The sequence below is a fragment of the Nocardia sp. Marseille-Q1738 genome (genome assembly GCF_965283145.1).
Genome location: NZ_CBDIMS010000004.1, coordinates 466,301 through 488,070, shown reverse-complemented (window position 1 = coordinate 488,070; position 21,770 = coordinate 466,301). Strand labels below are relative to the sequence as shown.

At 67.3% G+C, this 21,770-nt stretch carries 21 protein-coding genes and 1 pseudogene; 8 read left to right on the top strand and 14 right to left on the bottom strand.

Translation table 11 applies throughout. The features are described 5' to 3' along the window. The first annotated feature begins 91 nt into the window (after window positions 1-91). Window positions 92-910 (top strand): maleylpyruvate isomerase family mycothiol-dependent enzyme, encoded by an 819-nt coding sequence (locus ACWPXK_RS18865; RefSeq protein ID WP_454197445.1) that lies wholly within the window; start codon window positions 92-94, stop codon window positions 908-910. Window positions 911-963: 53 nt separating this feature from the next. On the opposite strand, the gene fabG is transcribed toward ACWPXK_RS18865, so the two are convergent. The 4 genes from fabG to ACWPXK_RS18845 form a co-directional block, all read right to left on the bottom strand. Continuing rightward, window positions 964-1,716 (bottom strand): 3-oxoacyl-ACP reductase FabG, encoded by a 753-nt coding sequence (gene fabG / locus ACWPXK_RS18860; protein ID WP_454197444.1) that lies wholly within the window; start codon window positions 1,714-1,716, stop codon window positions 964-966. Between the two features lie 11 nt (window positions 1,717-1,727). Beyond that, on the bottom strand, window positions 1,728-2,876 hold the full coding sequence (locus ACWPXK_RS18855) for an acyl-CoA dehydrogenase family protein (protein ID WP_454197443.1): 1,149 nt from the start codon (window positions 2,874-2,876) through the stop codon (window positions 1,728-1,730). A 189-nt stretch (window positions 2,877-3,065) separates the two neighbouring features. Further along, window positions 3,066-3,725: an HAD family hydrolase gene (locus tag ACWPXK_RS18850; protein WP_454197442.1), complete on the bottom strand. Its 660-nt coding sequence runs from the start codon at window positions 3,723-3,725 to the stop codon at window positions 3,066-3,068. 122 nt (window positions 3,726-3,847) lie between these two features. Then, window positions 3,848-4,795 (bottom strand): Lrp/AsnC family transcriptional regulator, encoded by a 948-nt coding sequence (locus tag ACWPXK_RS18845; RefSeq protein WP_454197441.1) that lies wholly within the window; start codon window positions 4,793-4,795, stop codon window positions 3,848-3,850. 17 nt (window positions 4,796-4,812) lie between these two features. On the opposite strand from ACWPXK_RS18845, the gene ACWPXK_RS18840 reads away from it, so the two are divergent. Then, entirely contained in the window at window positions 4,813-5,757 is a 945-nt protein-coding gene (locus ACWPXK_RS18840) for a VOC family protein (protein ID WP_454197440.1), read from the top strand. Between the two features lies 1 nt (window position 5,758). Here the strand turns inward: ACWPXK_RS18840 and ACWPXK_RS18835 are convergent. From ACWPXK_RS18835 to ACWPXK_RS18820, 4 genes and pseudogenes are all read right to left on the bottom strand, one after another. Beyond that, window positions 5,759-5,968: pseudogene (locus ACWPXK_RS18835) on the bottom strand (nuclear transport factor 2 family protein); the annotation flags it as partial. 1 nt (window position 5,969) lies between these two features. Continuing rightward, entirely contained in the window at window positions 5,970-6,632 is a 663-nt protein-coding gene (locus tag ACWPXK_RS18830) for a hypothetical protein (protein ID WP_454197439.1), read from the bottom strand. 76 nt (window positions 6,633-6,708) lie between these two features. Beyond that, window positions 6,709-7,626 carry an aminoglycoside phosphotransferase family protein gene (locus ACWPXK_RS18825; protein ID WP_454197438.1) on the bottom strand — a complete coding sequence of 306 codons (918 nt, stop codon included), beginning with the start codon at window positions 7,624-7,626 and terminating at the stop codon, window positions 6,709-6,711. 7 nt (window positions 7,627-7,633) lie between these two features. Further along, entirely contained in the window at window positions 7,634-8,959 is a 1,326-nt protein-coding gene (locus tag ACWPXK_RS18820) for a helix-turn-helix domain-containing protein (protein WP_454197437.1), read from the bottom strand. A 244-nt stretch (window positions 8,960-9,203) separates the two neighbouring features. On the opposite strand from ACWPXK_RS18820, the gene ACWPXK_RS18815 reads away from it, so the two are divergent. Together ACWPXK_RS18815 and ACWPXK_RS18810 are read left to right on the top strand one after the other, a co-directional pair. Further along, on the top strand, window positions 9,204-9,704 hold the full coding sequence (locus ACWPXK_RS18815) for a DNA-directed RNA polymerase subunit beta (RefSeq protein ID WP_454197436.1): 501 nt from the start codon (window positions 9,204-9,206) through the stop codon (window positions 9,702-9,704). 240 nt (window positions 9,705-9,944) lie between these two features. Beyond that, window positions 9,945-10,163: a hypothetical protein gene (locus tag ACWPXK_RS18810; protein WP_454197435.1), complete on the top strand. Its 219-nt coding sequence runs from the start codon at window positions 9,945-9,947 to the stop codon at window positions 10,161-10,163. A gap of 715 nt (window positions 10,164-10,878) precedes the next feature. On the opposite strand, the gene ACWPXK_RS18805 is transcribed toward ACWPXK_RS18810, so the two are convergent. Both ACWPXK_RS18805 and ACWPXK_RS18800 read right to left on the bottom strand, forming a co-directional pair. Then, a complete protein-coding gene (locus ACWPXK_RS18805) occupies window positions 10,879-11,106 on the bottom strand; it encodes a hypothetical protein (protein WP_454197434.1) in 228 nt (75 codons plus the stop codon). Further along, complete coding sequence (locus tag ACWPXK_RS18800) at window positions 11,103-11,687, bottom strand: alpha/beta fold hydrolase (RefSeq protein WP_454197433.1); 585 nt, start codon at window positions 11,685-11,687, stop codon at window positions 11,103-11,105. The genes ACWPXK_RS18805 and ACWPXK_RS18800 overlap by 4 nt, the downstream gene beginning before the upstream one ends. Before the next feature lie 83 nt (window positions 11,688-11,770). Between ACWPXK_RS18800 and ACWPXK_RS18795 the strand changes: the two genes are divergently transcribed. Both ACWPXK_RS18795 and ACWPXK_RS18790 read left to right on the top strand, forming a co-directional pair. Continuing rightward, window positions 11,771-12,361 carry a TetR/AcrR family transcriptional regulator gene (locus ACWPXK_RS18795; RefSeq protein WP_454197432.1) on the top strand — a complete coding sequence of 197 codons (591 nt, stop codon included), beginning with the start codon at window positions 11,771-11,773 and terminating at the stop codon, window positions 12,359-12,361. A gap of 189 nt (window positions 12,362-12,550) precedes the next feature. After that, on the top strand, window positions 12,551-12,868 hold the full coding sequence (locus ACWPXK_RS18790) for a DUF4253 domain-containing protein (RefSeq protein WP_454197431.1): 318 nt from the start codon (window positions 12,551-12,553) through the stop codon (window positions 12,866-12,868). A 67-nt stretch (window positions 12,869-12,935) separates the two neighbouring features. Here the strand turns inward: ACWPXK_RS18790 and ACWPXK_RS18785 are convergent, their stop codons facing one another. Beyond that, window positions 12,936-14,327 (bottom strand): amino acid permease, encoded by a 1,392-nt coding sequence (locus tag ACWPXK_RS18785; RefSeq protein ID WP_454197430.1) that lies wholly within the window; start codon window positions 14,325-14,327, stop codon window positions 12,936-12,938. A gap of 322 nt (window positions 14,328-14,649) precedes the next feature. Here ACWPXK_RS18785 and ACWPXK_RS18780 point away from each other — a divergent pair, with 322 nt between their 5' ends. Further along, window positions 14,650-16,158 carry a flavin-containing monooxygenase gene (locus ACWPXK_RS18780; RefSeq protein WP_454197429.1) on the top strand — a complete coding sequence of 503 codons (1,509 nt, stop codon included), beginning with the start codon at window positions 14,650-14,652 and terminating at the stop codon, window positions 16,156-16,158. Between the two features lie 90 nt (window positions 16,159-16,248). Here the strand turns inward: ACWPXK_RS18780 and ACWPXK_RS18775 are convergent, their stop codons facing one another. Next, window positions 16,249-16,857, bottom strand: a complete 609-nt coding sequence (locus ACWPXK_RS18775) for a TetR/AcrR family transcriptional regulator (RefSeq protein ID WP_454197428.1) — start codon at window positions 16,855-16,857, stop codon at window positions 16,249-16,251. A 55-nt stretch (window positions 16,858-16,912) separates the two neighbouring features. Between ACWPXK_RS18775 and ACWPXK_RS18770 the strand changes: the two genes are divergently transcribed. Continuing rightward, on the top strand, window positions 16,913-20,098 hold the full coding sequence (locus ACWPXK_RS18770; RefSeq protein ID WP_454197427.1) for a carboxyl transferase domain-containing protein: 3,186 nt from the start codon (window positions 16,913-16,915) through the stop codon (window positions 20,096-20,098). A gap of 326 nt (window positions 20,099-20,424) precedes the next feature. On the opposite strand, the gene ACWPXK_RS18765 is transcribed toward ACWPXK_RS18770, so the two are convergent. Together ACWPXK_RS18765 and ACWPXK_RS18760 are read right to left on the bottom strand one after the other, a co-directional pair. Next, window positions 20,425-21,417: a helix-turn-helix domain-containing protein gene (locus ACWPXK_RS18765; RefSeq protein ID WP_454197426.1), complete on the bottom strand. Its 993-nt coding sequence runs from the start codon at window positions 21,415-21,417 to the stop codon at window positions 20,425-20,427. A gap of 168 nt (window positions 21,418-21,585) precedes the next feature. After that, window positions 21,586-21,747 (bottom strand): hypothetical protein, encoded by a 162-nt coding sequence (locus tag ACWPXK_RS18760; protein ID WP_454197425.1) that lies wholly within the window; start codon window positions 21,745-21,747, stop codon window positions 21,586-21,588. Window positions 21,748-21,770: the final 23 nt, after the last annotated feature.

Genomic DNA, 21,770 nt, shown 5'->3' with positions numbered 1-21,770 from the left:
CGCGCCCCTGCGGTGGCTCGACTCTGCGCCGAGTAGCATTTCCGGAAAAGCGCTGGCATCGGCGCCGAGATGAGCGGTTCACTGAACAACCATGATCCCGATCGATGTCCGACCACTGTTCCCGCTCGAACGGCAGGCGCTGCTCGAGCTGCTTCGATCGTTGGAGTCGGCGGACTGGAAGAGGCCGACGGTGTGTCCTGGCTGGGATGTCGCCGACGTGACCGCCCATATTCTCAACGACTACATGCGGCGCATCTCTGGCAGCCGGGACGAACACGCCGGTGCCGTCTTCCATGACGGCGAAACCCTGCCCGCCTACCTGGCACGCATGAACGAAGAGTTCGTCCGCGCGATGCGGCAATGTAGCCCGCACCTCGTGATCCAGCTGCTGGCTCAGTTGGGCCCGGAGCTGGATCTCTTGTGGGCGGCGACCGACCTGGCGGGCCCAGCACATCTGGACGTCTCGTGGGCAGGCCCGGGTACCAGTCCGGCCTGGCTCGACATTGCCCGCGAATACACCGAATTCTGGGTCCATCAGCAACAGATCCGCGACGCGGTGTCCTGCCCCGGCGCCGATGACGTATCGATGCTGCGCCCGGTGCTGGTCACATTCCTCCACGCTCTGCCGTCGGCCTTGCGTGATCGGATTCGTCCAAGTGGGACGGCGGTGCAGTTCGAGATCACCGGCCCGGCGGGCGGGCGCTGGACGGCCGAGTCCGACGGTCAGAGCTGGACGTTGACGACGTCGCACACTGTGAAGCCGGCCGCATCCGTCCGGATGGACCAGGACACGCTCTGGCGGCTGGCCAGCCGTGGCATCACTGTCGAAACAGCCCGTCAGCGTAGTGAATTGCACGGTGATCGTGAACTTGCCGAGTCCGCGACAACACTGCTCGCCGTGGTGGCCTGATTCAGCCCGTGAGCGATCGGACTCGCCCCTGATGGTCGGCCGGCCTGCGATTCTTACCGCGCGCCGCCGTTGACGTACAGCGTCTGGCCGCTGACGTAGCTCGCCTCGTCGCCGGCGAGGAAGGCGATGACCGCCGCGACCTCCTCGGGCTGCCCGACTCGGCCCAACGGCGTGCGTTCCGCGACGGCTTTCTGATGGTCCTCGGCGGACATGCCGACCCGATTCGCGGTGGCCGCGGTCATGGCCGTGGCGATGTAGCCGGGCGCCACCGCGTTCACGGTGATGTTGTAGCGCCCGAGCTCGATGGCGAGCGTCGCGGTCAAGCCCTGGATGCCCGCCTTGGCGGCCGCGTAATTGGCTTGGCCGTGATTGCCGAGCGCCGACCGGCTCGACAACGACACGATCCGGCCGTACCGCTGGGGCACCATGAACGTCTGCGCGACCTGCGCGCAGTGGTATGCGCCGGTCAGGTTGACCGCGAGCACGGCGTTCCAGTCGTCCTCGGACAGGCGGAAGAACAGCTCGTCACGGGTGATGCCCGCGTTGTTGACCAAGATCTGCGGGCTGCCGAGATCGCCTGCGGTGCTGTCGAACGCTGCCTGGACCGACGCGCGATCGGTGACGTCGCAGACGTAGCTGCGCGCCACGCCGCCCGCCGCGGTGATCTGCGCGGCGGTCTCGTCGGGCGAGTTGCGGTCCAGCACGGCGACGGCCGCGCCCTCGGCGGCCAGGCGCAGCGCCGTGGCCGCGCCGATGCCTTGGGCGGCGCCGGTGACGACGGCGACCCGATCGGTGAAGCGTTGCATCGGTGGTCCTCTCAGAATGCGGCCACGCCGGTCAGCGCGCGCCCGATGAGCAGTTTCTGGATCTGGCTGGTGCCCTCGTAGAGGGTCATCACCTTGGCGTCGCGCAAGTACTTGCCGACGGGAAATTCGTCGATGTAGCCGTACCCGCCGAACACCTGCACCGCCCGGTCGGCCGCCCGGACCGCGGCCTCGGAGGCGAACAGTTTCGCCTTCGAGGACTCCACCGCGAACTCCTTGCCGCGGTCGATGAGGTCGGCGACCCGCCAGACCAGCAGCCGGGCCGCGTCCACGTCCAGCGCGATGTCGGCGAGCAGTTCCTGCACGAGTTGGTGTCCCGCGATGGGCTTGCCGAACTGCTCGCGTTCGGTGGCGTAGCCGACCGCGGCGTCCAGGCACGCCTTCGCCAGGCCGACGCACCCCGCCGCGACCGACATGCGGCCCTTGGCCAGCGCCGCCATCGCCACGGTGAAGCCCTTTCCCTCGGCGTGCAGCCGGGCGCTGTCGGGTACGCGTACCCCGTCGAGCACCAGTTCCGCGGTGGCCTGTCCGCGCAACCCGAGCTTGCCGTGGATCTCCCGCGCGGTGAAGCCGGGGGAGTCGGTGGGGACCAGGAAAGCGGTGATGCCCCGATGCCCTTCGCCGCCGGTGCGCGCGAAGATCAGCGCGACGTCGGCCCAAGTGCCGTTGGTGATGAACATCTTGGTGCCCGACAGCACCCAGTCGTCGCCGTCGCGCACCGCGCGGGTGCGCAGCTGGGCGGCATCGGACCCGCTGCCCGGTTCGGTCAGCCCGAAACACCCGAGCGCCTCGCCCGCGGTGAGCCGCGTCAACCAGGTCCGCTTCTGCTCCTCGGTGCCGTAGTGGTGAATCGACTTGGCGACCAAGCCGAGGGAGACCGACACGATGCCGCGCACGGCCGAGTCGCCGCGCCCGAGTTCCTCCAGGACCAGGCAGTAGGTCAGATGGTCGCCCGCGCTGCCGCCGTACTGCTCGGGGATGGTGAGTCCGAGGAAGCCGAGTTCGCCCAACCGGCCGATGATCGCCCGGTCGACGGATTCCTCGCGATCCCATCGCGCGGCGTGCGGCGCGATCTCACGATCGGCGAAATCGGCGGCCAGCTGCCGCGCCGCGGTTTGCTCGTCGGAGAGTTCGAGGTTCACGGGCGGTAGGCTAACGTTCAATAAACTAACACTGCAAGTTTTGGGAGGAGCTCGCGTGGAAGACCGCGTCAATCGCTGCTCAACCGGGAGCGCATCGTTCGGCGGCGGTGGTGGACGCGGACGGGCCTGGACGCGGTATCGATCCGGCGGCTGGCCGCCGAGCTGGGGGGTGCGTGGGCCTTGGCCGGATCAGTCGGACTGACTCGACCGCTGGTCGGCAAGCCCTGTCCAACCGGCGGCGACCGTGCCGAACTCCGCCGCGAGCCAGCCGGGAAACTCGGTGAGGTCCGCGAGCACCACGTCGGCGCCCGCCGCGCGCAGTTCGTCCGCCGTGCACGGCCCGGTACTGACGCCGACCGCGAGGACCCCCGCGGCCTGTGCTCCCTGCATGTCACCGACGTGGTCGCCGACGAACAGATCGGCCCTCTGCTCGCGCAGCGCCGCCGCCTTGCCCGCCGACCAGAGATCGCCCGCGAGATGGTCGATCCGCCAACCGAGTTCGTCGATGTGCAGCCGTGCGAGCGGGGCGTGCTTGCCCGTGACCACGAGCACCCGTCCGCGGCGCGCCCCGATTGCCGCCAGTGCCGCCTCCGCGCCCGGCATGGGCGGAATGGTCGACACCAGCGTCGGATACAGCGTGCGGTACCGGGTGATCAGATCAGGGACCAAACCCTCGGGAGCGCCCGCTTCGACAAGTAGCGTAGCCAGCGGTGGTCCGAGCCGATCGGCGAACGCCGTACCGCTCAGAGGCAGGTCGAATTCGGCGGCGAGGGTGTCGATGGCCCGCGCGACGCCGGGCCGCGAGTCGATCAGCGTCATGTCGAGGTCGAAGCCCACGGTCCAGGTCACCACTCGACCCTACTGCGTTCGTTTTCGCCGTGGCGCGGCGTGTTACGTGATTCACGTGGAAGGCGCGGTGGGCTTGAAAGCGGCTGGGAGGCTGGAGGTTTCGCATTTCCTGCCGACGTGCCTCAGATGAATCGTGGCGGTGCGGTGCGCTTGGCGTAGCCGCTGATCGGACTGATCTCCATCCGTTCGATCCCGCGCAGCGACCCGATCCGCTCGGTGGTGTAGCGGAACAGGGCATCGGTGTCGCGGCAGACGACGCACGCCAGCAGGTTGTGCGGGCCGGTCATCGCGCCGACGAAGCCCGCTTCGGGATCGGCGGCTACGGCGTTCGCGACGGTCAGGAGACGACCGGGGCTGACCGACAACCAGAGCAAGCTTTGCACGGTGAAGCCGAACAGCACCGGATCTATTTCGACGTCGAATCTGAGCATCCCGGCGTGGCGCAACTCCTCGACGCGCCGCCGCACCGCGGACTCCGACCAGCCGACCGCCCGCGCGAGCTGTGGATATGCCGCCCGGCCGTCGGCGGCCAGCACGGGAAGCAGGCGCTGGTCGAGTTCGGTCAGAGCCGTCGGAGCGGGCGCCTGCTCCGGCGCGCGTACTGCCGCACTTTGTTCGGCAGATAGCGCCGACATACGGCCCTGCCAGCGGCGTTGCATGACATGCCGAAGCACCCGATGTGCCTCGACGGCGAGGACGGCCGGGTGGCGGGCCAGCTCGGGCAGCGGTGCTTCGCCCGGGACTCGGAACAGGCAGGCGAGTTCGGCTCCGCCGGAGATGACCGTCACCCAGGCGGTGTCGGCGCGGCGCGCCAGCCCTCGTGCCAGCGCGGCCGTGGCATCCGGCCGCACCCGCAGGCGGACCAGCCATTCGGCGTGGCCCGCGCGCTGGGTGTCCGCGACCCCGGTCACCCGCAGTGCGCCGGTCGACAGCAGTCGCCGGTAGCGCCGGGCCAGGGTGCGCTCGGACACATCCAGCACCGGCGCGAGCCTGCTGAACGGCGCGCGGCCGTCGAGTTGCAACGCGTGCAGCAGTCTTCGGTCGACGTCGTCCAAGATGACCGAATCCACCCCCTCAGGGTAGGGCAGTGGCCGGAATCCGGCGTATCGGCCGCGGTGACGCCGCGCGAAGAGCCGACGTGGCGAGCATCGACGGCGTGCAGAAAACAATCGACGCCATTCACCACACCGGCATCTTGACCCGCGATCTGGACGGTCTCGAACGCCGCTACCTCGACCTGGGATTCACCCTGAGCCCGCGCTCGCGCCACCTGCTGAGCGCATATCCGGGCGAGACGCCCGTGCCGGGTTGCACGGCCAACCGGTGCGCCCTTTTCGGCGGCTCTTACCTCGAACTGCTCGGCATCGTGGATGAGTCGGCGCCCGACCCGTGGCACACCAAGGCGATGGCCGACCAGTACGAAGGCTTCCGGCTGCTCAATCTCGAGACCACCGATGCCGAAACTGCGCGGGAGCAACTCCTCGCGACCGGTGTGCGAGCGTCCGGTGTGCTCGATCTGGAGCGTGATGTCGACACCGAGGACGGCGTCCGCACCGTGCGTGCACGGGCCGTGCACGTGCACCCGGCTTCGACGCCGGAGGCGATGCTCGGCGTCGCCCAGCATCTCACCCGCAAGTACGTGCACCAGCCGCGCTACCTGTCGCACCCGAACGGAGCCCGCGCCATCGCCGCGGTGCTGATCGTCGCGGCCGACGACGAAGCAGACGCGATCATCGACCGCTACACCCGGATACTGGGCGTACCCGTCGTTCGCAAGGGAGCCCGGACCGTGCTCGAGATGAGCTCCGGACAGCTCGAGATCGTGCGCGCATCGCAAGCCGAGACCGTACTGCCAGGTGAACCGGCACCCGCGTCGTCATATCTGGCCGCCATGACCATCGCGGTCGACGATCTCGCCGTCGCGCGCGGCATCATCGAGAATTCCGGCGTGCCCCTCCGGCAGACGGACGAGGGTTTCTTCGTCTCCGCTCGCGAGGCCTACGGCGCCGGTCTGTTCTTCGTGGCTGCTTGACTCAGGACTCGGCCGCAGGGGCGGCGTCGGGGAACGAATGGTGTTCATGCGCGACAAGCCATCGGCCGCGCTCCTTGCGCAAGCCGAAGGTCAGGCGTAGCCGTCGCTCCGACGCCGCCGCGAAGTCCTCGGGGGTGCCGCACAGCAGCAGGGCCAACGCGAACGCGACCTCTGCGCCTGCGGTGACCTCGAGCGAAACGAAGCGGGAGCCGTCAGCTAGAGCGTGCGTCGTTGATGTGGATGGACAACTGTCGCCACTGCGCCGTCAACCGCGTCAGCTCGTCGGCTGTCAGCCCATCGTTCATGTGCATCGCATTGTCCGGGCGGAAGTGGACAGTCGTCCCGGTGGTGCTGTCCGGGGTGATCGGTATCAGCTCGGTGACAGGGACACCATGTTCGTAGCGCTGGGTCCAGGCTCCGTCTCGGCGGCGGTTGGTGTGAACGAGCCATTGACTCAGGGCCGCGACGACGGACATGCCGCGGCGGGGCTGGTCGTCGGGAAGCAGTTGTGCGGAGGGAGAGTCGAAGAACCGGAGGTCTTTCGATGCCATGATCGGCTTTCTGACGGTCCGACCCTGATCATCGACGCGAGTGTCGGTGCCTCTCCCGTTGTCCCACACCGACGCCGATCCGTCGGCGTGCAGTGTGATGACGCATCGTCCCCCGTGGTTGCTTTCTGCTTCGTCCGCAGCGTAAGCGACGACCTCGAGGATCAAGTGCCGAAAACCGCCGGGAGCCATTGCCCTCGGATCCCGGCGGATGCGTTCCAGGTGGTCGAAGTCCACCGTGCTCGCCCAGTTATGGGTTGTATTGCACCACTGGGTCTTTGCGTCGTCCACTGCCAAATTATCCCAACCGAGCTCGGTGCCGGACACGTGATCGACCCTCGCCGACGACGAGCGGCGCCCCTCGGTGCCGTGGTGCCCGTGCCCGTGGCGGTTCACCATGGGTTCACCGCCCACGCGAGCCGTACTGGCTCCATGAAGTCGTCCGGTTACCTGCCCGAATGTCGTTGATTCGTTGCCGCAGTCGGCCTGCATACTCGGGTGCGACTGCCGCCCGACGGAGCGGCCCGGTGACCTGAACGAGATCGCGCATGTCCAGCAGAACGTGGTATCCGGACCAGTCCGACAGGTCGTACCCATACTCCTCGATGAAGTTACGCACCCAGACCGTGTCCCGTCCGTAACGCACCGCGGCGTGCCATGTCGGTATGAGATCCACTTCGCGCGGCCCGACGCTGACCCAGTCCCAGTCGCCCAATAGTGCACGCGTGGGGTTGGTTGTATTGTCCCACAGCAGGTTTCCCGCCCAGGCGTCGCCGTGGATGAGTCCTATGCCCAGTGGCCAATCGAGTTCGCTCAGTTCTTTGCGGATCTCGTCGACGCGCCTGAGCAGCCACGCGCGTTCTTCCGCACTGATGGCGCTTTCCGCGGTGTCGTTATCCAGCAGTGCCCCGTGTAGTGACTCCAGCGCTGTCCATTGCTGTAGTTCGATCTCGGGCGTAGGTACGGCGTGCAGCGAACGCAGGAGGCGTCCCAGTTCTTTCGATGTCGGCTCGGGCATGCTGCTTGTTTGCGGGTAGTACCGCCAGAATCCGACCGTGTACCCGTTGATCCGGGCCGGTTCCACTCCAGGCAGTGGAGCGGTCGCGGCGAAGTCGTGCCGCTCGATCAGCCACTGAGTGACCGCGTAGGTCCGTCTCGGCCGGTCCGGGTCCGTCTCGATCGTGCTCACCCGTCCAACGACGCGGTGTCGAGGCAGAACGTAGACGGCATTGCTGGAATAGTGGATGAGTTCCGCGCCCGTGGAGTCGAACCCATACGCTTCGCACGCGCTGCGTAGCGCCGCAAACTCCTCCGATGACATGCCAGCCCTATCCGACCAATGCAACCGTCGATTGGAATTCGTTCTCGACCTGCTGAACCACAGCCATGTCAGCGTACGGTGCCAGCCGCCGACGAACGATATTGATCGACTCGATCCCGCGAGCGCTGGTCAATCCCCGCGCGGCGCTCATCGTGTCCCGGAGCACCTGACAGGCTTGTTCGATCTCGGCAGTCCGACTCCGCGCAGTGTCGACGTGATCCGGCACGTAGGATGCCGCAAGTGTGGCAGCCGCCAGTACGTGCCGCCGCTCCATCCCTACGGAATCCGCCAGCACTATCGGTGCGTGCCGTTGGACGTCCAGGGAGCGACGCCCATCGTGGGCCACGTACATGAACTCGGCCGACAGCTGCCGCTCGGTGAAGAACCGGATCCAATCCGGCTCGTCTTCCGGGCGCGAGCGGTCCAGTCGGCGCTCGGCCTCGACCATCGCTTCTGCGCTCGCGCTCGCGTCGCCACACAGCGCATAGGCACGCGCCAGCAACGCGTTGCAACGGGCAGCGGTGCTCGGGGAACCCGACTGGTCAGCGGCGCGAACGGCAGCGGCCCCAAACCACAGCGCCTCTTTGGGGCGACCGAGGTAGTGCGCCTGCATCGACATGTCCGTGAGGATATGCGCTGCCAACACCACATTGCCGCTCGCCTTCGCGAGTCGAAGAGCGTGCCGAAAGTACTTCTGTCCGAGCCCTTGCCGAGCCGAGTCGAAGCACATGAAGCCACTGAGATCGCACAGTCGCGCCGCGACAGCATACAGCTCGGGCACGGTGCGACTGTCGCATGAACCATGCAAGGCCGGACCTACGACGTCATCAAGGAACCGCGCCAGTGTCGCCCGGGCATAGCCACCGCCAAGGTGATGGTCCGCGTTGGCGAACACGTCGCACATCGACCACATGACCGCGATATCGGCAGTTCCGACACGCCGAGGGTTCGCACCCGTCGCGAAGGCCGGAACAGTCTCGTCCAACCATTCCCGGAAGGGATCGAAAACCTCGCAGCCGACCCACGGTGCATTGGGCTCGTCCGGAACCAGAGCGTGAGTCGAATCCTCTTGTACTGCCCGGGAATTGATGTCGATCCACATGCGCTCGAGGACGCCGCCGGTCTCGAGTGCTTTGTCCATTCGCCGCGCGAAGTCCCTACTGGGACGCCGTTGGGCCTTCTCTACCTTGCCGATCAGTGAACCACTGTCATGACTGACCGCACCGAGTTGGTTGTGCGACATTTCCCGCAACAGTCGCCAGTGCCGCAACTCGGCACCGAAGAACTGCCGTGCCGACTCCATGGCGGCCAGCTCACGCGGTTGTTGGGCCATCACTTCATCCTCTGTGACCTGGTCGTATGCGACCAATTTTGGTGCAGCCTCGGATGCGGACAGTTATCTGTCCGCGTCGAACATATACCGACCTTCGTGCGGTGGGTAACAGACTGAATTTGCACCCGGCGCCGGGTCGATGCCCTTGCCGCCCAAGGGCACTCCGATCACCGTCAGCGGTCGGTCGGTGGCGCAAGCTCCTCGGCGCCGGGTGCTCATCACGCCACGAGCTGGGAGGTTGGGGATGGGTTTGGACGACACTCGGGTGCTGCCGTCGGTGCAGGCCGATACGCCTTTGACGCGGTGCCGGTTCTATCGTGAGACCTGCGGACTACCCGCGAGAGTTCAGCCGGAACTCGGAAGCATCATCGTGCCCGCGGGCCGAGTCGGTGCGATCACCATGCCCGCGCAGTTGGGTGGCCGGGTGAAGAACCACATGCAGGCCCAGGGCACCTCGCCAGGTCCGATCGTCTCGCATCCGCGGTCGAAACGATGGACGTTCCTCATCATGCCGGATGTGCCGGACGAGAACAGACTGTTCGCCGAGTTGTTCCGGCTCAACGTTTCGATATCGCGCTTCGGCGCGCAAATCGCGTTGCCATCACCCGGTGCACGGCAGGCGGGATTTCGGGTCTGGGTCACCCCACCGTGCGACGACTTCCGCCCGTCCGGAATGGCGGTCGTCAAGGCCATCCGCGATTGCGCCGGACCAACGACATCCCGGAAGGCGCCGGTCCATGGCTGAGTCCGAGTCCGGCCCGCGAATTCGGTTGTCAGCCTTTGCTGGAGAGGTGTTCAAGGGCACCGGCACCCTCGTCATGGTTGGGTGCCCGCAATGCATAGGCGTCGCTCCAGTAGCCGACGGCGTAATTGGTGAGCACGCAGGGCTGTCTCGTAGCAGATGCTCCTACGCGGGGGTTCGTGTGAGCGATGACCTGTTCGCCCCCGAGGTCTACCGGCAGGACGCGGGCGGTGAAAGGGGGGAATGAGCAACACCGTGTCTCCGCGCCCAGGCGAGGACGACGTACACCTTTCAGTCCAATTCCATGATATTCGCCTTGATTTCGCTGCCTGCCGCACGGCTGCGTTGACGTTCGTAGAGGACTGGCGCACTCGTCACTACCGCGACGCGGTGACCATCGTTCCCGGCGACGCCGCCGGTCTTCCTCGATTGCCGAACGAGCGGCTGTACTTGCAGCCCTGAGGGGCGGGGTCCACCACAGGGTCACCCGCGATACATAGGACGTGGCCGAATAACCATCAACCACGCGTTGACTGCTTCCTGGTTGCGAAATGGTAGATCGGTAGCACCGGTGCACGGTGCTACCGATGTAGATGTTGCCTGCGTTGAGCACCACACCAAGCGCGTACGGCGATTCGCCTAAATGCGACGGGGCCAGCTCTGCCGGCGAATCGCACACCTGCCGGGGCCCACACGCCTGTTCACCGATTCGACAATTGTGGCGAGACCGGGGTCAGTCGTCCATCGCTGCTTTCCTGTGCTTGTGCCCGCGCCGATACCTGCGCTTGCTCGGCACCGGCCGCGCCGCGTTGCTGCGGCGCAACGCATCCCGCCGTCGCCACGCAACCAGATCGGCTCGCTCACCGGCCGACAAGGAGGGCGCATCCACAGCGGCGCGCGGTCCGCGATCCACCACCGCAACCTCCTCCGGCATCCGACGTGGCTCCACGACTAGCAACCGGACCACCGTAGCGGCGGAACCCTCCCCGCCTCCAGCCATTTTCGGGGTTCATGATCAATGGCACACGGCTGCGGCATTTCGCGAGAAGGTCCCTCAGACGTGTGCCATTGATCATGGAGTCGTATCGGTTGATCGTGGATCCGACATCGAGCGCTCGATGCGGTCAGCAGCGAGCGCGGGGACATTGTCTCTGGTGTCGGATCCGCCGGGCGGGTGTCAGCGGCCCAGCCAGCCTGCGAAGCGACGGGTGAGGAACGGCATCACGATCCAGACCATGGCGGCCACCGCGATAGGGACGATGACGGCCAACCGGAGCGAGGGCGGCAGCGGCTCGAGCAGCGGGGCGGTGACCGTCACCAGGAGGATCAGCAGGGGATAGAGTCCGACCACAGTCAGCAGCCAGATCTTCCATTTGGCCGGTGTCGCAACGGTTTTGGTGGTCATGAGCGGCCTGCCAGGATGGCGGTGACGAGGCGGACCGCCTCCGGGAGGTCGATGTGGTCGTCGGGGTAGTCGCCCAGATGCCTACCGGCGGGAAGAATGGTGGCGGTCGCGCCGAGGTTGCGGACCAGCAGGCCGACGTGTGCGACTGGGTCGGGGATATTGACCGGGTCGTCGACCGCCGCCAGGACGCGGAACTCGCTGGCGGCGTTGCGAATCCGGCCCCAGTCGAACGGCTGATCGAAGAATTCGGCCAATGCCTCGTATCCCACTTCATGGGCGGCGGTGGATACCAGGATCGCCCCCGCGAACCGTCCGTGCGCGTCGGGATCATGGTGTTCGAGCATCCGGAGCACGTTGACGCCGCCGATGCTGTGGCCGACCACGACCGTGTCGGACGCCGACCCGCCCTCGGCAGCCGCCGCCAAGGTCTTTCGCCATGGTTCGAGGCGGGGCGTGCCGGGATCGGGGAGGTTCGGGACGACCACGGTGTGGCCGAGCGCCGTCAGCTGCGCGGACAAGTAGGGGAACCACACGCTGTCGCTGTCTGCGCCCAAGCCGTGCGAGACGATGATCGTGCTCATCGGGATTGTCACCTCGGACTCTCATAAATCAAAACGCTACGTAGCGTTTCGATAGACGATAGCAGGCCGATACACTCACCGCCATGGCGATCGGAGGCCGGACCGGCGGACGGCAGCGCAGCAGTTCCGCGCGCGAGGCGGTGCTGCGCGCGACGGCCGAACTCCTGGACGAACAGGGCTATGGCCAAATCACCATCGAAGGTGTGGCGGCGCGCTCCGGCGTGGCCAAGAGCACGATCTACCGCTGGTGGAAATCCAAACCGATGCTGGTGATGGAGGCCCAGAGCGAGGCGGTCGCGCGCCGCATGCCCGAACCCGACACCGGATCCGTCGAGGCCGACCTGATCGCCTTTACCACCGAGCTGTATCGCGTCGTCGAGTTCCCGCTCCGGGTCGAGGCACTGCGCGGCATGATGGCCGAGGCCCAACTGGACGCGGAGTTCGCCGGCCGCTTCCGCGAGTGGGTGCAATCACGCCGGAAAGTGGTCTCCGACATCCTCTCCCGCGGCATGGTGCGCGGCGAGCTCGCCCCCGATCTCGACCTCGACCACGCCACCGACCTGATCTTCGGCCCCTTCTGGTACCGCCTCCTGGTCGGCCATACCGCCCTCGCCCCCACCGACGTACCTCAGCACATCGCACGCCTCATGACCGGTCTCCGCCAGCCCCTCTGATGATGGAGCGGACACCAACCCTCTCGAGCGGAATGAATGGCGGTGCTCAATTCGACGGCAGGGCGGGTATGCCCGTGCTCGCGACACGGGGTAGTGGCGCAACCGGCCGGAATCCGGCGCTGACGCAGTGGTTCCCCGGAAGTAGTCACAGCGATCCGTCCCGATTGTGAGGATTTCGATCAACTCGCATTGATTCCTGCCGCGAACTCCTGGCTGGTTCCGCGGGAATTGCGGTGGTCGGGTGCCATCAATCACGGTCTCGGCGGCAATATCCACGCGGCGGTGCTGCGGCGCTGGTCAGCAGCGCGCGGTTGCGAACTGGTGGCGCTCGACTCGGACACCATGTGGTTGAAGGTCGAGGAGCCCGTGCTGCGCGAAGACGCCGCGCTCGCCATGGCATTGGAGGCATACCTGTACTGCCCGGACGCGGCGACCCAGGATCGAGACTCAGTGGACGAACTGGCCGAGTCGCTGATGAGACCCCTGTGGCGCCTGTGGTGGGACTGACGCGGAGTCGATGAGCGGGTGGCGGATCTGCAACGTCTGGCGTGGATGATGCAGATCCGACACAGATCTAGGCCCCCGCGAGCGTGGAGCGCTTGCGCCCGTACCCCAGGTAGACCGCGATGCCGACCAGCACCCACACGCCGAAGCGCACCCAGGTCAGTCCTTCGAGGGTGGTTGCGAGCAGTACGCAGCCGATCAGCGCGAGGATCGGCACCAGCGGGACGAGTGGGGTGCGGAACGGGCGTTCGCGATCCGGCTCCACGCGGCGCAGCACCAGCACCCCGACGCACACCACCGCGAACGCCGACAGTGCGCCGATGTTCACCAGCTCGACCACGATGTCGATCGGCAGCAGACCGGCGATGACGGCCCCGACCGCGCCGAGCAGCAGCGTCAGCCGCACGGGGGTCGCGCGCTTTCCGGTTGCCGCGAGCCCGTAGGGGAGCAGCCGGTCGCGGCACATCGCGAACATCAGCCGCACCTGCGCGTACACGATCAGCAGCAGGCCCTTGGTGAGCGCGATGATCGAGGCGATCACGATGACGTCGCCGATCCAGCCGATGCGCACCGCCTCGAACGCGGTCGCGATCGGCGCGCTGTTGTTCAGCGTCGCGAACGGTGTCATGCCGGTGAGCACCGCGCTGACCAGGGAGTAGAGCAGGGTGGCGATGAGCACCGTGCCGATGATGGCGAACGGCACGTCACGGCGCGGGTTGCGGGCCTCCTCGGCCGAGGCGGCGACGACGTCGAAGCCGAGGAAGGCGAAGAACGCGATCGCCGCGCCGCCGATGACGCCGCCGATCCCGAACGGCGCGAACGGCGTCCAGTTGCCCACGTCCGCGTGCGGGGCGCCGACGGCCACCACCAGCACGAGCACACCGATGGTCACGCCCACCAGCGCCTTGGTGATGCGCGCGGTGAACGTCACCTCGCCGACCAGCACCGTGACCACGGCGGTGATGATCAGCACGGCGGGCAGGTTCACCACGCCGCCCTCGGTGGGCCCCGCGGTGAGTGCGTGCGGGATGGTGAGGCCGAACAGCGAATCCAGTGCCGACACGGTGGTCGCGGACCAGCCGATCGCCACCGCGGCGCCCGCGATGACGAACTCGAGCAGCAGATTCCAGCCGACCAGGAACGCCGGTCCTTCGCCGAGCGTGGCATAGGTGTAGGTGTAGGCGCTGCCGGAGATCGGCACCATGGCCGCGAGTTCGCTGTAGCACAGCGCCACCAGCACGCAGACGGTTCCGGCCAGCGCGAACGACAGCATGATGGCGGGCCCGGCCTTCTCCGCGGCGGCCACGCCGGTGATCACGAAGATTCCCGCGCCGACGATGGTGCCGACGCCCATGGCGGTGAGATCGAGTCGTCCCAGCCTGCGCGCGAGCGTGGGCGCGCCTGCCGCGGTAGTCGTGTCGGGCAGGCGGCGGCGCCATCGCCGGGCTGATGCGGTGGTCATGACTCCCTTACGAGAACGATCGGTCGGTCGCGGCTGGTGAGCCGAACGGTAGACCATTCTCGCCGCGGGGAGCGGCGCACCGATAACTGGGGTGTTGCGGTCGATGCGGACACGCACCGAGCGCATGATCGCCTCAGCTGCTGGACGATGCGGCGAACGGCGTGGCGGCGGCGACGCGAGGCCCTCGAATCGGGTGCCGCCACAGCGGTGTCCGTCCGTGTCACGATTCGTGACTAGACGTAACCACGAATAACACGTACCCTTGGCTCAGCACGCGCGCGCTCAACGGTGTGCGGGCTGATCGAACGAAACGAGTACCTCAATGACGCGGCATGTCGACGTATTGATCATCGGCGCTGGGCTGTCCGGAATCGGCATGGCCTGTCATCTCACCATGGCGAAGACCGGGCGCAGCTACGCGATCCTGGAGCGCAGAACCGCCATCGGCGGCACCTGGGACCTGTTCCGCTATCCCGGCATTCGCTCCGACTCGGACATGTACACCTTCGGTTACGGCTTCCGCCCCTGGCACGGCACGAAGGTGCTCGCCGACGGGCCGCACATCCGGCAGTACATCGAGGAGACCGCTGCCGAGTACGGCGTCACCGAGCACATCCGGTTCGGCCGCAAGGTGACCACGGCCCGCTGGTCCAGCACGACGTCCACTTGGACGGTCGAGGCTCTCGACGAGCGAACCGGCGAGAGCGAGATCTACACCAGTAACTTCCTCGTCGGCTGCACCGGCTACTACGACTACGACAATGGCTACCGCCCGAGCTTCCCGGGCGAGGAGGACTTCGGCGGGCGGATCGTGCATCCGCAGCACTGGCCCGAGGATCTGGACTACACCGGCAAGCGGGTGGTGGTGATCGGCTCGGGCGCCACCGCGATCACGCTGATCCCGGCGATGAGCGACGCGGCGGCGCACGTCACCATGCTGCAACGCTCGCCGACCTACATCGCCGCGCTGCCCGCCGACGATCCGGTCGCGGTCGGTATGAAACTGGCCAAAGTGCCCACGAAGATCGTCTACCAGATGGGACGCGCCCGCAATATCGCGTTGCAGCGCGCCAGCTTCCAGCTCTCCCGCACCAATCCGGAGGCGGCCAAGAAGCTGCTGCTCGGCGCCGTGCGCATGCAGGTGGGGGCGGATATCGACATGCGCCATTTCACGCCGAGCTACAACCCGTGGGACCAGCGCCTGTGCGTGGTGCCCAACGGTGACCTGTTCAAGGTGCTGCGCAGCGGCAAGGCGTCCATCGCCACCGACCGCATCGAGACGTTCACCGAGACGGGCATCCGCCTGGTCTCCGGCGAGGAGCTACCCGCGGACCTGGTGATCAGCGCTACCGGGCTGAGCATGCAGATGCTCGGCGGTATGAGCCTGGAGATCGACGGCGAGCCGGTCGTCACCCGCGACCGGGTGGTCTACAAGGGTGCGCTGCTCGACGGCGTGCCGAACGCGATGATGGTGCTCGGCTACACCAACGCCTCGTGGACGCTGAAGGCCGACCTCGCGGCCCAGTACTTCTGCCGCGTGCTCAATCACATGAAAGCCAATGGATTCACCCGGGTCGAGGCCATCGCCCGCGACGGCGACCGCGGAGCGGATTCGGTCATGGGCGGGGCGCTGACCTCCGGCTACATCAAGCGCGGCGACGCGGTGATGCCGCGGCAGGGCACCAACGGCCCGTGGCAGGTGATCAACAACTACTTCCGCGATCGCAAGCTGCTGCGCAAGGGTGCGCTCGAGGACGGGGTGCTCACCTTCACCAAGGCCGAGAAGGCGCCGACCACCGCACCTCCGCTGGAGGGTTCGCGGAGCGCCTGAGCGCGGCTCGGCGTTTCAGCGCGGCGGCGGGCACGACGAGGTGCCCGCCGCTACCGCGGTCAGCTCGCCTGGCCCGGTGGGAGTCGTGGGCTACAGGCCCAGCAGGGTTTCGGCGACCGTTGCGATCGCGTCGCGGTATTCGGCGCGGCTGCGTTCGTCGGCGGTGCGTCGGGCGAGGATGCCTGCGGTGAGCGCGTAGCCGACGGTCTCGGCGATCACGCGCGGCGCCGCCACCGGGGCGATGCGGCCCGCTTCCAGCTGGCGTTGCAGGTAACGGGTGAAGCGGCGGATCGGGCGTTCGGTGATCTCCTCGGACAGCGCCGCGACCTTCGGGTCCACCGCGCCGCGCTCGTCGATCAGGCTCAACAGCGGTCCGGCCGCGGCGACCGCGGCGGCGCCCGCGGCGATGGTGGCGCGCAACATCACTCGCGGGTCGTCGTCCTCGATGTCCGGCTCTTGGGCGGCGAGGAAGTCGTCCCGCACTCGCGCGGCCAGCGCGAGGAAGATCTCCTCCTTGGAGGCGAAGTAGACATACATCGTCGCGCGGGAGACGCCCGCCTCCGTGGTGATCGCCGCGACAGTGGTGTTGTCGTAGCCGCGTTCGGCGAATACCCGCGCCGCGGCATCGAGCAGGTCGCGGTGCCGGGAGGTGTGCGAACGCTCCCGGGCGGCGCGCACCGACCAAGTGGACTGGGTCACGAGCACTATCGTCGTCGGTATTGACGTTGACGTCAACGTCAACAACACTGGCCGCATGCACGTGGTCGTGGTGAACAGGGGAGAGGTGGCGGTCCGGATTTTGCGCACCGCCCGGGAGCGTGGCTGGCGGACCCTGGCGGTGCACACCGCCGAGGAACAGGACGCGCTGCACGTCCGCCTGGCCGACGACGCCGTGGTGTTGCCGGGTGCCGGAGCCGCCGCCTATCTGGACGTGGCGGCGGTCGTCGCAGCGGCAAGGAAGGCGGGACCGGGCGCGCTGGTCCACCCCGGCTACGGATTCCTCAGCGAGAGCGCGGAATTCGCGAGCGCATGCACCGCTGCCGACCTCGTGTTCGTGGGACCGGCGCCCGAGGCACTTCGCGTTTTCGGTGACAAGACCGCCGCCCGGGCCGCAGCCGAACGCGCGGGTGTTCCAGTCATCCCCGCGACCGGTCGGGGCGCGGACATCGCGGAAATCGCGGCGCTGCTCACCGCACACCCCGCAGGCGTGATGGTGAAGGCCGCCGCAGGTGGCGGCGGGCGCGGGATGCGCGTGGTCCGGGACGCGGCGTCACTCCCGCAAGCCTTCGAACAGTGCCGTGCCGAGGCGCTGGCCGGATTCGGCGACGACGCGGTCTACGCGGAAGCGCTGGTCACCGACGCGCGCCACATCGAGGTGCAGATCGTCGCGGATGGCGGACGAGCGGCCGGCGTCGGCGACCGCGACTGCAGCGTGCAGCGCCGGCAGCAGAAACTACTCGAGGTGGCGCCCGCTCCCGAACTCGCCGCGCCGCTGCGAGACCGGTTGCACCAGTGGGCCGTTCGGATCGCCGAAACCGTCGGGTGCCGCGGCGTCCTCACCGTCGAGTTCCTTGTGCGTGGCGACGACGCGTGGTTCCTGGAGGTCAATCCACGGCTGCAGGTCGAGCACACCGTGACCGAAGCGGTCACCGGAATCGATCTGGTCGCCGTCCAGTGCGATCTCGCGCGCGGCCGGACGTTGGCCGACCTGAGGCTGCCCGACCCCGGCGCGGCACGTGGCTACGCGGTGCAGGCGCGAGTGAACGCCGAGACCGTCACGGCGGGCGGTGACGTGCTACCGCGAACCGGCACCATCACCCATTTCACGGCACCGACCGGCAGCGGCGTGCGCGTCGACACGGCCGCGTTCGCCGGGATGCGGCAAGGTGCGCATTTCGACTCGTTGCTGGCGAAGATCATCGCGTCGGGCCCGTCCTACCCCGCCGCGTTGCGTCGCTGCGCCGACGCGTTGGCGGAGATCGTCGTGACCGGTGTCGACACCAACGCCGCCTTGCTGCGCGCGGTGCTGGCGGAACTGGCCGAGGGCCGCGTGGTGCCGACCGTGTGGTTCGAGCGGCACGTCGATGAGTTGGTCCGGCGTGCCGAGGATTTCGCGAGCGCCGCGCCGCCGACCGCACCCGTCGTGGATGTCGAGGTTCAGCGGGTGGCACTGGCCGACGACGAGCAGGCGGTGCTGTCGCCGATGGGCGGCACCGTGGTGACCCTTGCCGAGCCCGGCGCCGTCGTGGCCGCCGGTGGCGAGGTCGCGGTGCTGGAAGCCATGAAGATGCAGCATGTCGTGCGCGCGGAAGAAGCGTTGTGTGTGCGCCGCCACGTCGTGGCGGCGGGAGCGGTCGTCGACCCGCACGCGCCACTGCTGACCTTCGTCGCCGCCGATCACGACGGCGAGGATGCCGACGTCGCCGTGGTCGATCTGGATGCCGTGCGCGCCGATCTCGCCGAGGTCCGCGCCCGCCACCGCGTCGGCTCGGATGAATCCCGGCCCGAGGCGGTCGCGAAACGCCATCGGCTCGGGCGGCGGACCGCGCGGGAGAACGTCGCCGACCTGGTGGACGCGGACAGCTTCGTCGAGTACGGGGCGCTCGCGGTCGCCGCGCAGCGCCTGCGGCGCAGCCAAGAGGACCTGATCGCGAACACCCCCGCCGACGGGCTGGTCGCAGGCGTCGCCACCGTCAACGCCGAGTTGTTCGGTCCCGACCGGTCGCGCGCGGTCGTACTGTCCTACGACTACACGGTGCTGGCGGGCACCCAGGGCATGCGCAACCACGCCAAGACCGACCGCATGCTGGAACTTGCTCGCGAGCAGCGACTTCCGGTGGTCTTCTTCACCGAGGGCGGTGGCGGGCGACCGGGCGACACCGACTACCCCGGTATCTCCGGATTGGATGTCACCACGTTCCGCGCGATGGGTGCGTTGTCGGGCCGGGTTCCGTTGATCGGCATCGTGTCCGGGCGGTGCTTCGCGGGCAACGCCGCCTTGCTCGGCATGTGCGACGTCGTGATCGCCACCCCCGATGCGAATATCGGCATGGGGGGTCCCGCCATGATCGAGGGCGGCGGGCTCGGCGTGTACGCCCCGGAGGACATCGGGCCCATCGACGTGCAGCGCCGCAACGGCGTCGTGCACGTGGTCGCGGCCGACGAGGCCGAAGCGGTCGCCATCGCCCGCCGCTACCTCGCCTACTTCCAAGGAGCGATCGAGGAGTGGGCCGCACCGGACCCGCGCCTGGCGCGGCATGTGGTCCCCGAGAACCGCTTGCGCGCGTTCGACATTCGCGCCGCGATCGAGGCCGTCGCGGATGTCGGGTCGGTGCTGGAGTTGCGCCGGGACTGGGCGGTGGGGATGGTCACCGCACTGATCCGCGTCGAAGGACGGCCGTTCGGCCTCGTCGCCAACAACTGCCACCATCACGGCGGCGCCATCGACGCGCCCGCCGCCGATAAGCTCAGCATGTTCCTGCGTCTGTGCGACGCTCACGGCCTGCCCATCGTATCGCTCTGCGACACACCGGGTTTCATGGTCGGACCGGACGCGGAGAAGGATGGCACGGTCACGAAGTTCAGCCGGCTGTTCATCGACTCCGCCGCGCTGTCGGTGCCGCTGGGGACCGTCATCGTGCGCAAGGGCTACGGTCTCGGTGCCCAAGCCATGGCCGCGGGCTCCTTCCGTGCGCCGCGGTTCGTCGTCGCCTGGCCCACCGGGGAGATCGGCGGCATGGGCCTGGAGGGCGCGGTCCGTCTCGGGTTCGCCAAGGAACTGGCCGCCATCGACGATCCGGACAAGCGTCAGGAAGCGTTCGACAACCTGGTCCAGCTCGCCTACGCCAACGGCAAGGCGCTCACCGCCGCGACGGTCCTGGAAATCGACGACGTCATCGATCCGGCGGACACCCGCCGCTGGATCCGTACCCTGCGCTGATCGCGAGTCCGGCGCACGACCGGAAGTTTTTTTCCGATCGAAAGTGAGGACGGAGACATTCAGTTCCGGTCTGCCGCGTTTGACGTGGTTGGACACTTGCCTGCGGCGATCCCACGCCACGACTCGGCACCCCCGCCCCGCCAGCTCCATGAGGGGACACATCGCGTCTGTCCCCATCATCAGCGGGTGACTGAGGAGGACACACCGCCCATCAGTAGGTCCCGCCTCGTTCGTGATGAGGATGGCCCCTGGAGGGCTGACCGGCGTGGGTGCGAAACTTCATGTAGTAGTCCTGATTTCAGAGTGAGGTGTCATCCGCGTGCGAGTCACTCCTTGGTGCCTACACCGAACAGCTTTTCGCGCATCTGGGCTGGGGTCAGCCCGAACTGCCGTTGAAATGCCTCTCGGAACCTGCGTGGCGTGCTGAAGCCCGCCTCGGCGGCGATCCTGGTCGTGTCGACGGGGAATGGAGTCAGCAATTGCTGACGTGCAAGCTCGAGTCGGATCGTGCGCAGCATCGCGCCCGGTGTGAGGTCATAGGTTTCCTTGAGCACGATGTGCAGCTTCTTCAAAGACATCCCGCACATTGCGGCGATGGCTTCCGGCGTCACCGTGGGGTCGCTCGCCAGCTGTTCTATGCGAATGCGTGCGAGGTGAGCGGCCTTCGCGCGTTCAATGTCCTTCTCGGTTCCTCTCAGCGCGACGGCTCGGTTCGAGGTGAGCGCCCCCTCGAGTAGCCTCAGCGCACTGGAAAACGCGTAGGCGAAATCTACTGTGGTCCAAGGTTCGTCGTCGTCGGCGAGCTGACGGACCGCTCTATCCAGCATGCGCACCACGGGCCGCGTCTCATTCAGCGCGAGCGGGGCGTCTCCGGGGCTGGGCAGGTGGATCGAATTTTCGGGGACGGTCATGATCAACGCACGAATGGGCTCGTCGTGCGTCATGTAAAAAGGGCTGCCCCAGTGGCAAAGGACGATCTTGCCCGGATGGAATATCTCCTTGGAATCACCTTGTGCGAATTTGAAACTCCCTTCCAGCGGGATGATGAGTCGGTGGCCATTGTCATGGCCGTTGTTGTGATCGCGGCGCACATCTCGTTGAGAGCGCTGGTAGGCGATGGGGCCGGACCCGAAGTCGACGACTTGAAGTTCACCGACGCTCCGGGCGAGCGCTGATGACCTGAAGTCGTCGTCAGGGAAGGCGAGCCCGACTGACCCCTGCTTGGTATGGAGCCAATCCTCCCAGCGCGCGGTCCGGTCGGCCTTCGAATCGTCAGGGCTCTCGTCGAAAGAGATTCGCTGGTATTCCGGATCGTTCACGCGGAAGCCCCTTTCGCGCACCGCCGCAAGCTACAAAACTGACCACAAACTTACAAGGAAATCGTCGATGCTCCGAGTTGCAGTGACAGGCAATCCGGTGATGTGGTCGATCACTGAGGGTTGCTTTTGGGTGAACGCCGGAGCCACGAACTTGCGGAGCCTACGGTGTTAGACCCCGTAGGCGGTGAACATCGAGGGCGTGTTCACCCAGTTGATGAGCGGGAAACTCGCGCCGATCTCCCCGTTCCGGAAGGCCGGCCAGTGCTGCCTCGGGTCTTTGGACACCTGAGAGCCGGAGAGGATCTGCTCGAGCAGGTCCGCGTCGACCACCGACCATGCTTGCACTCCTCCAG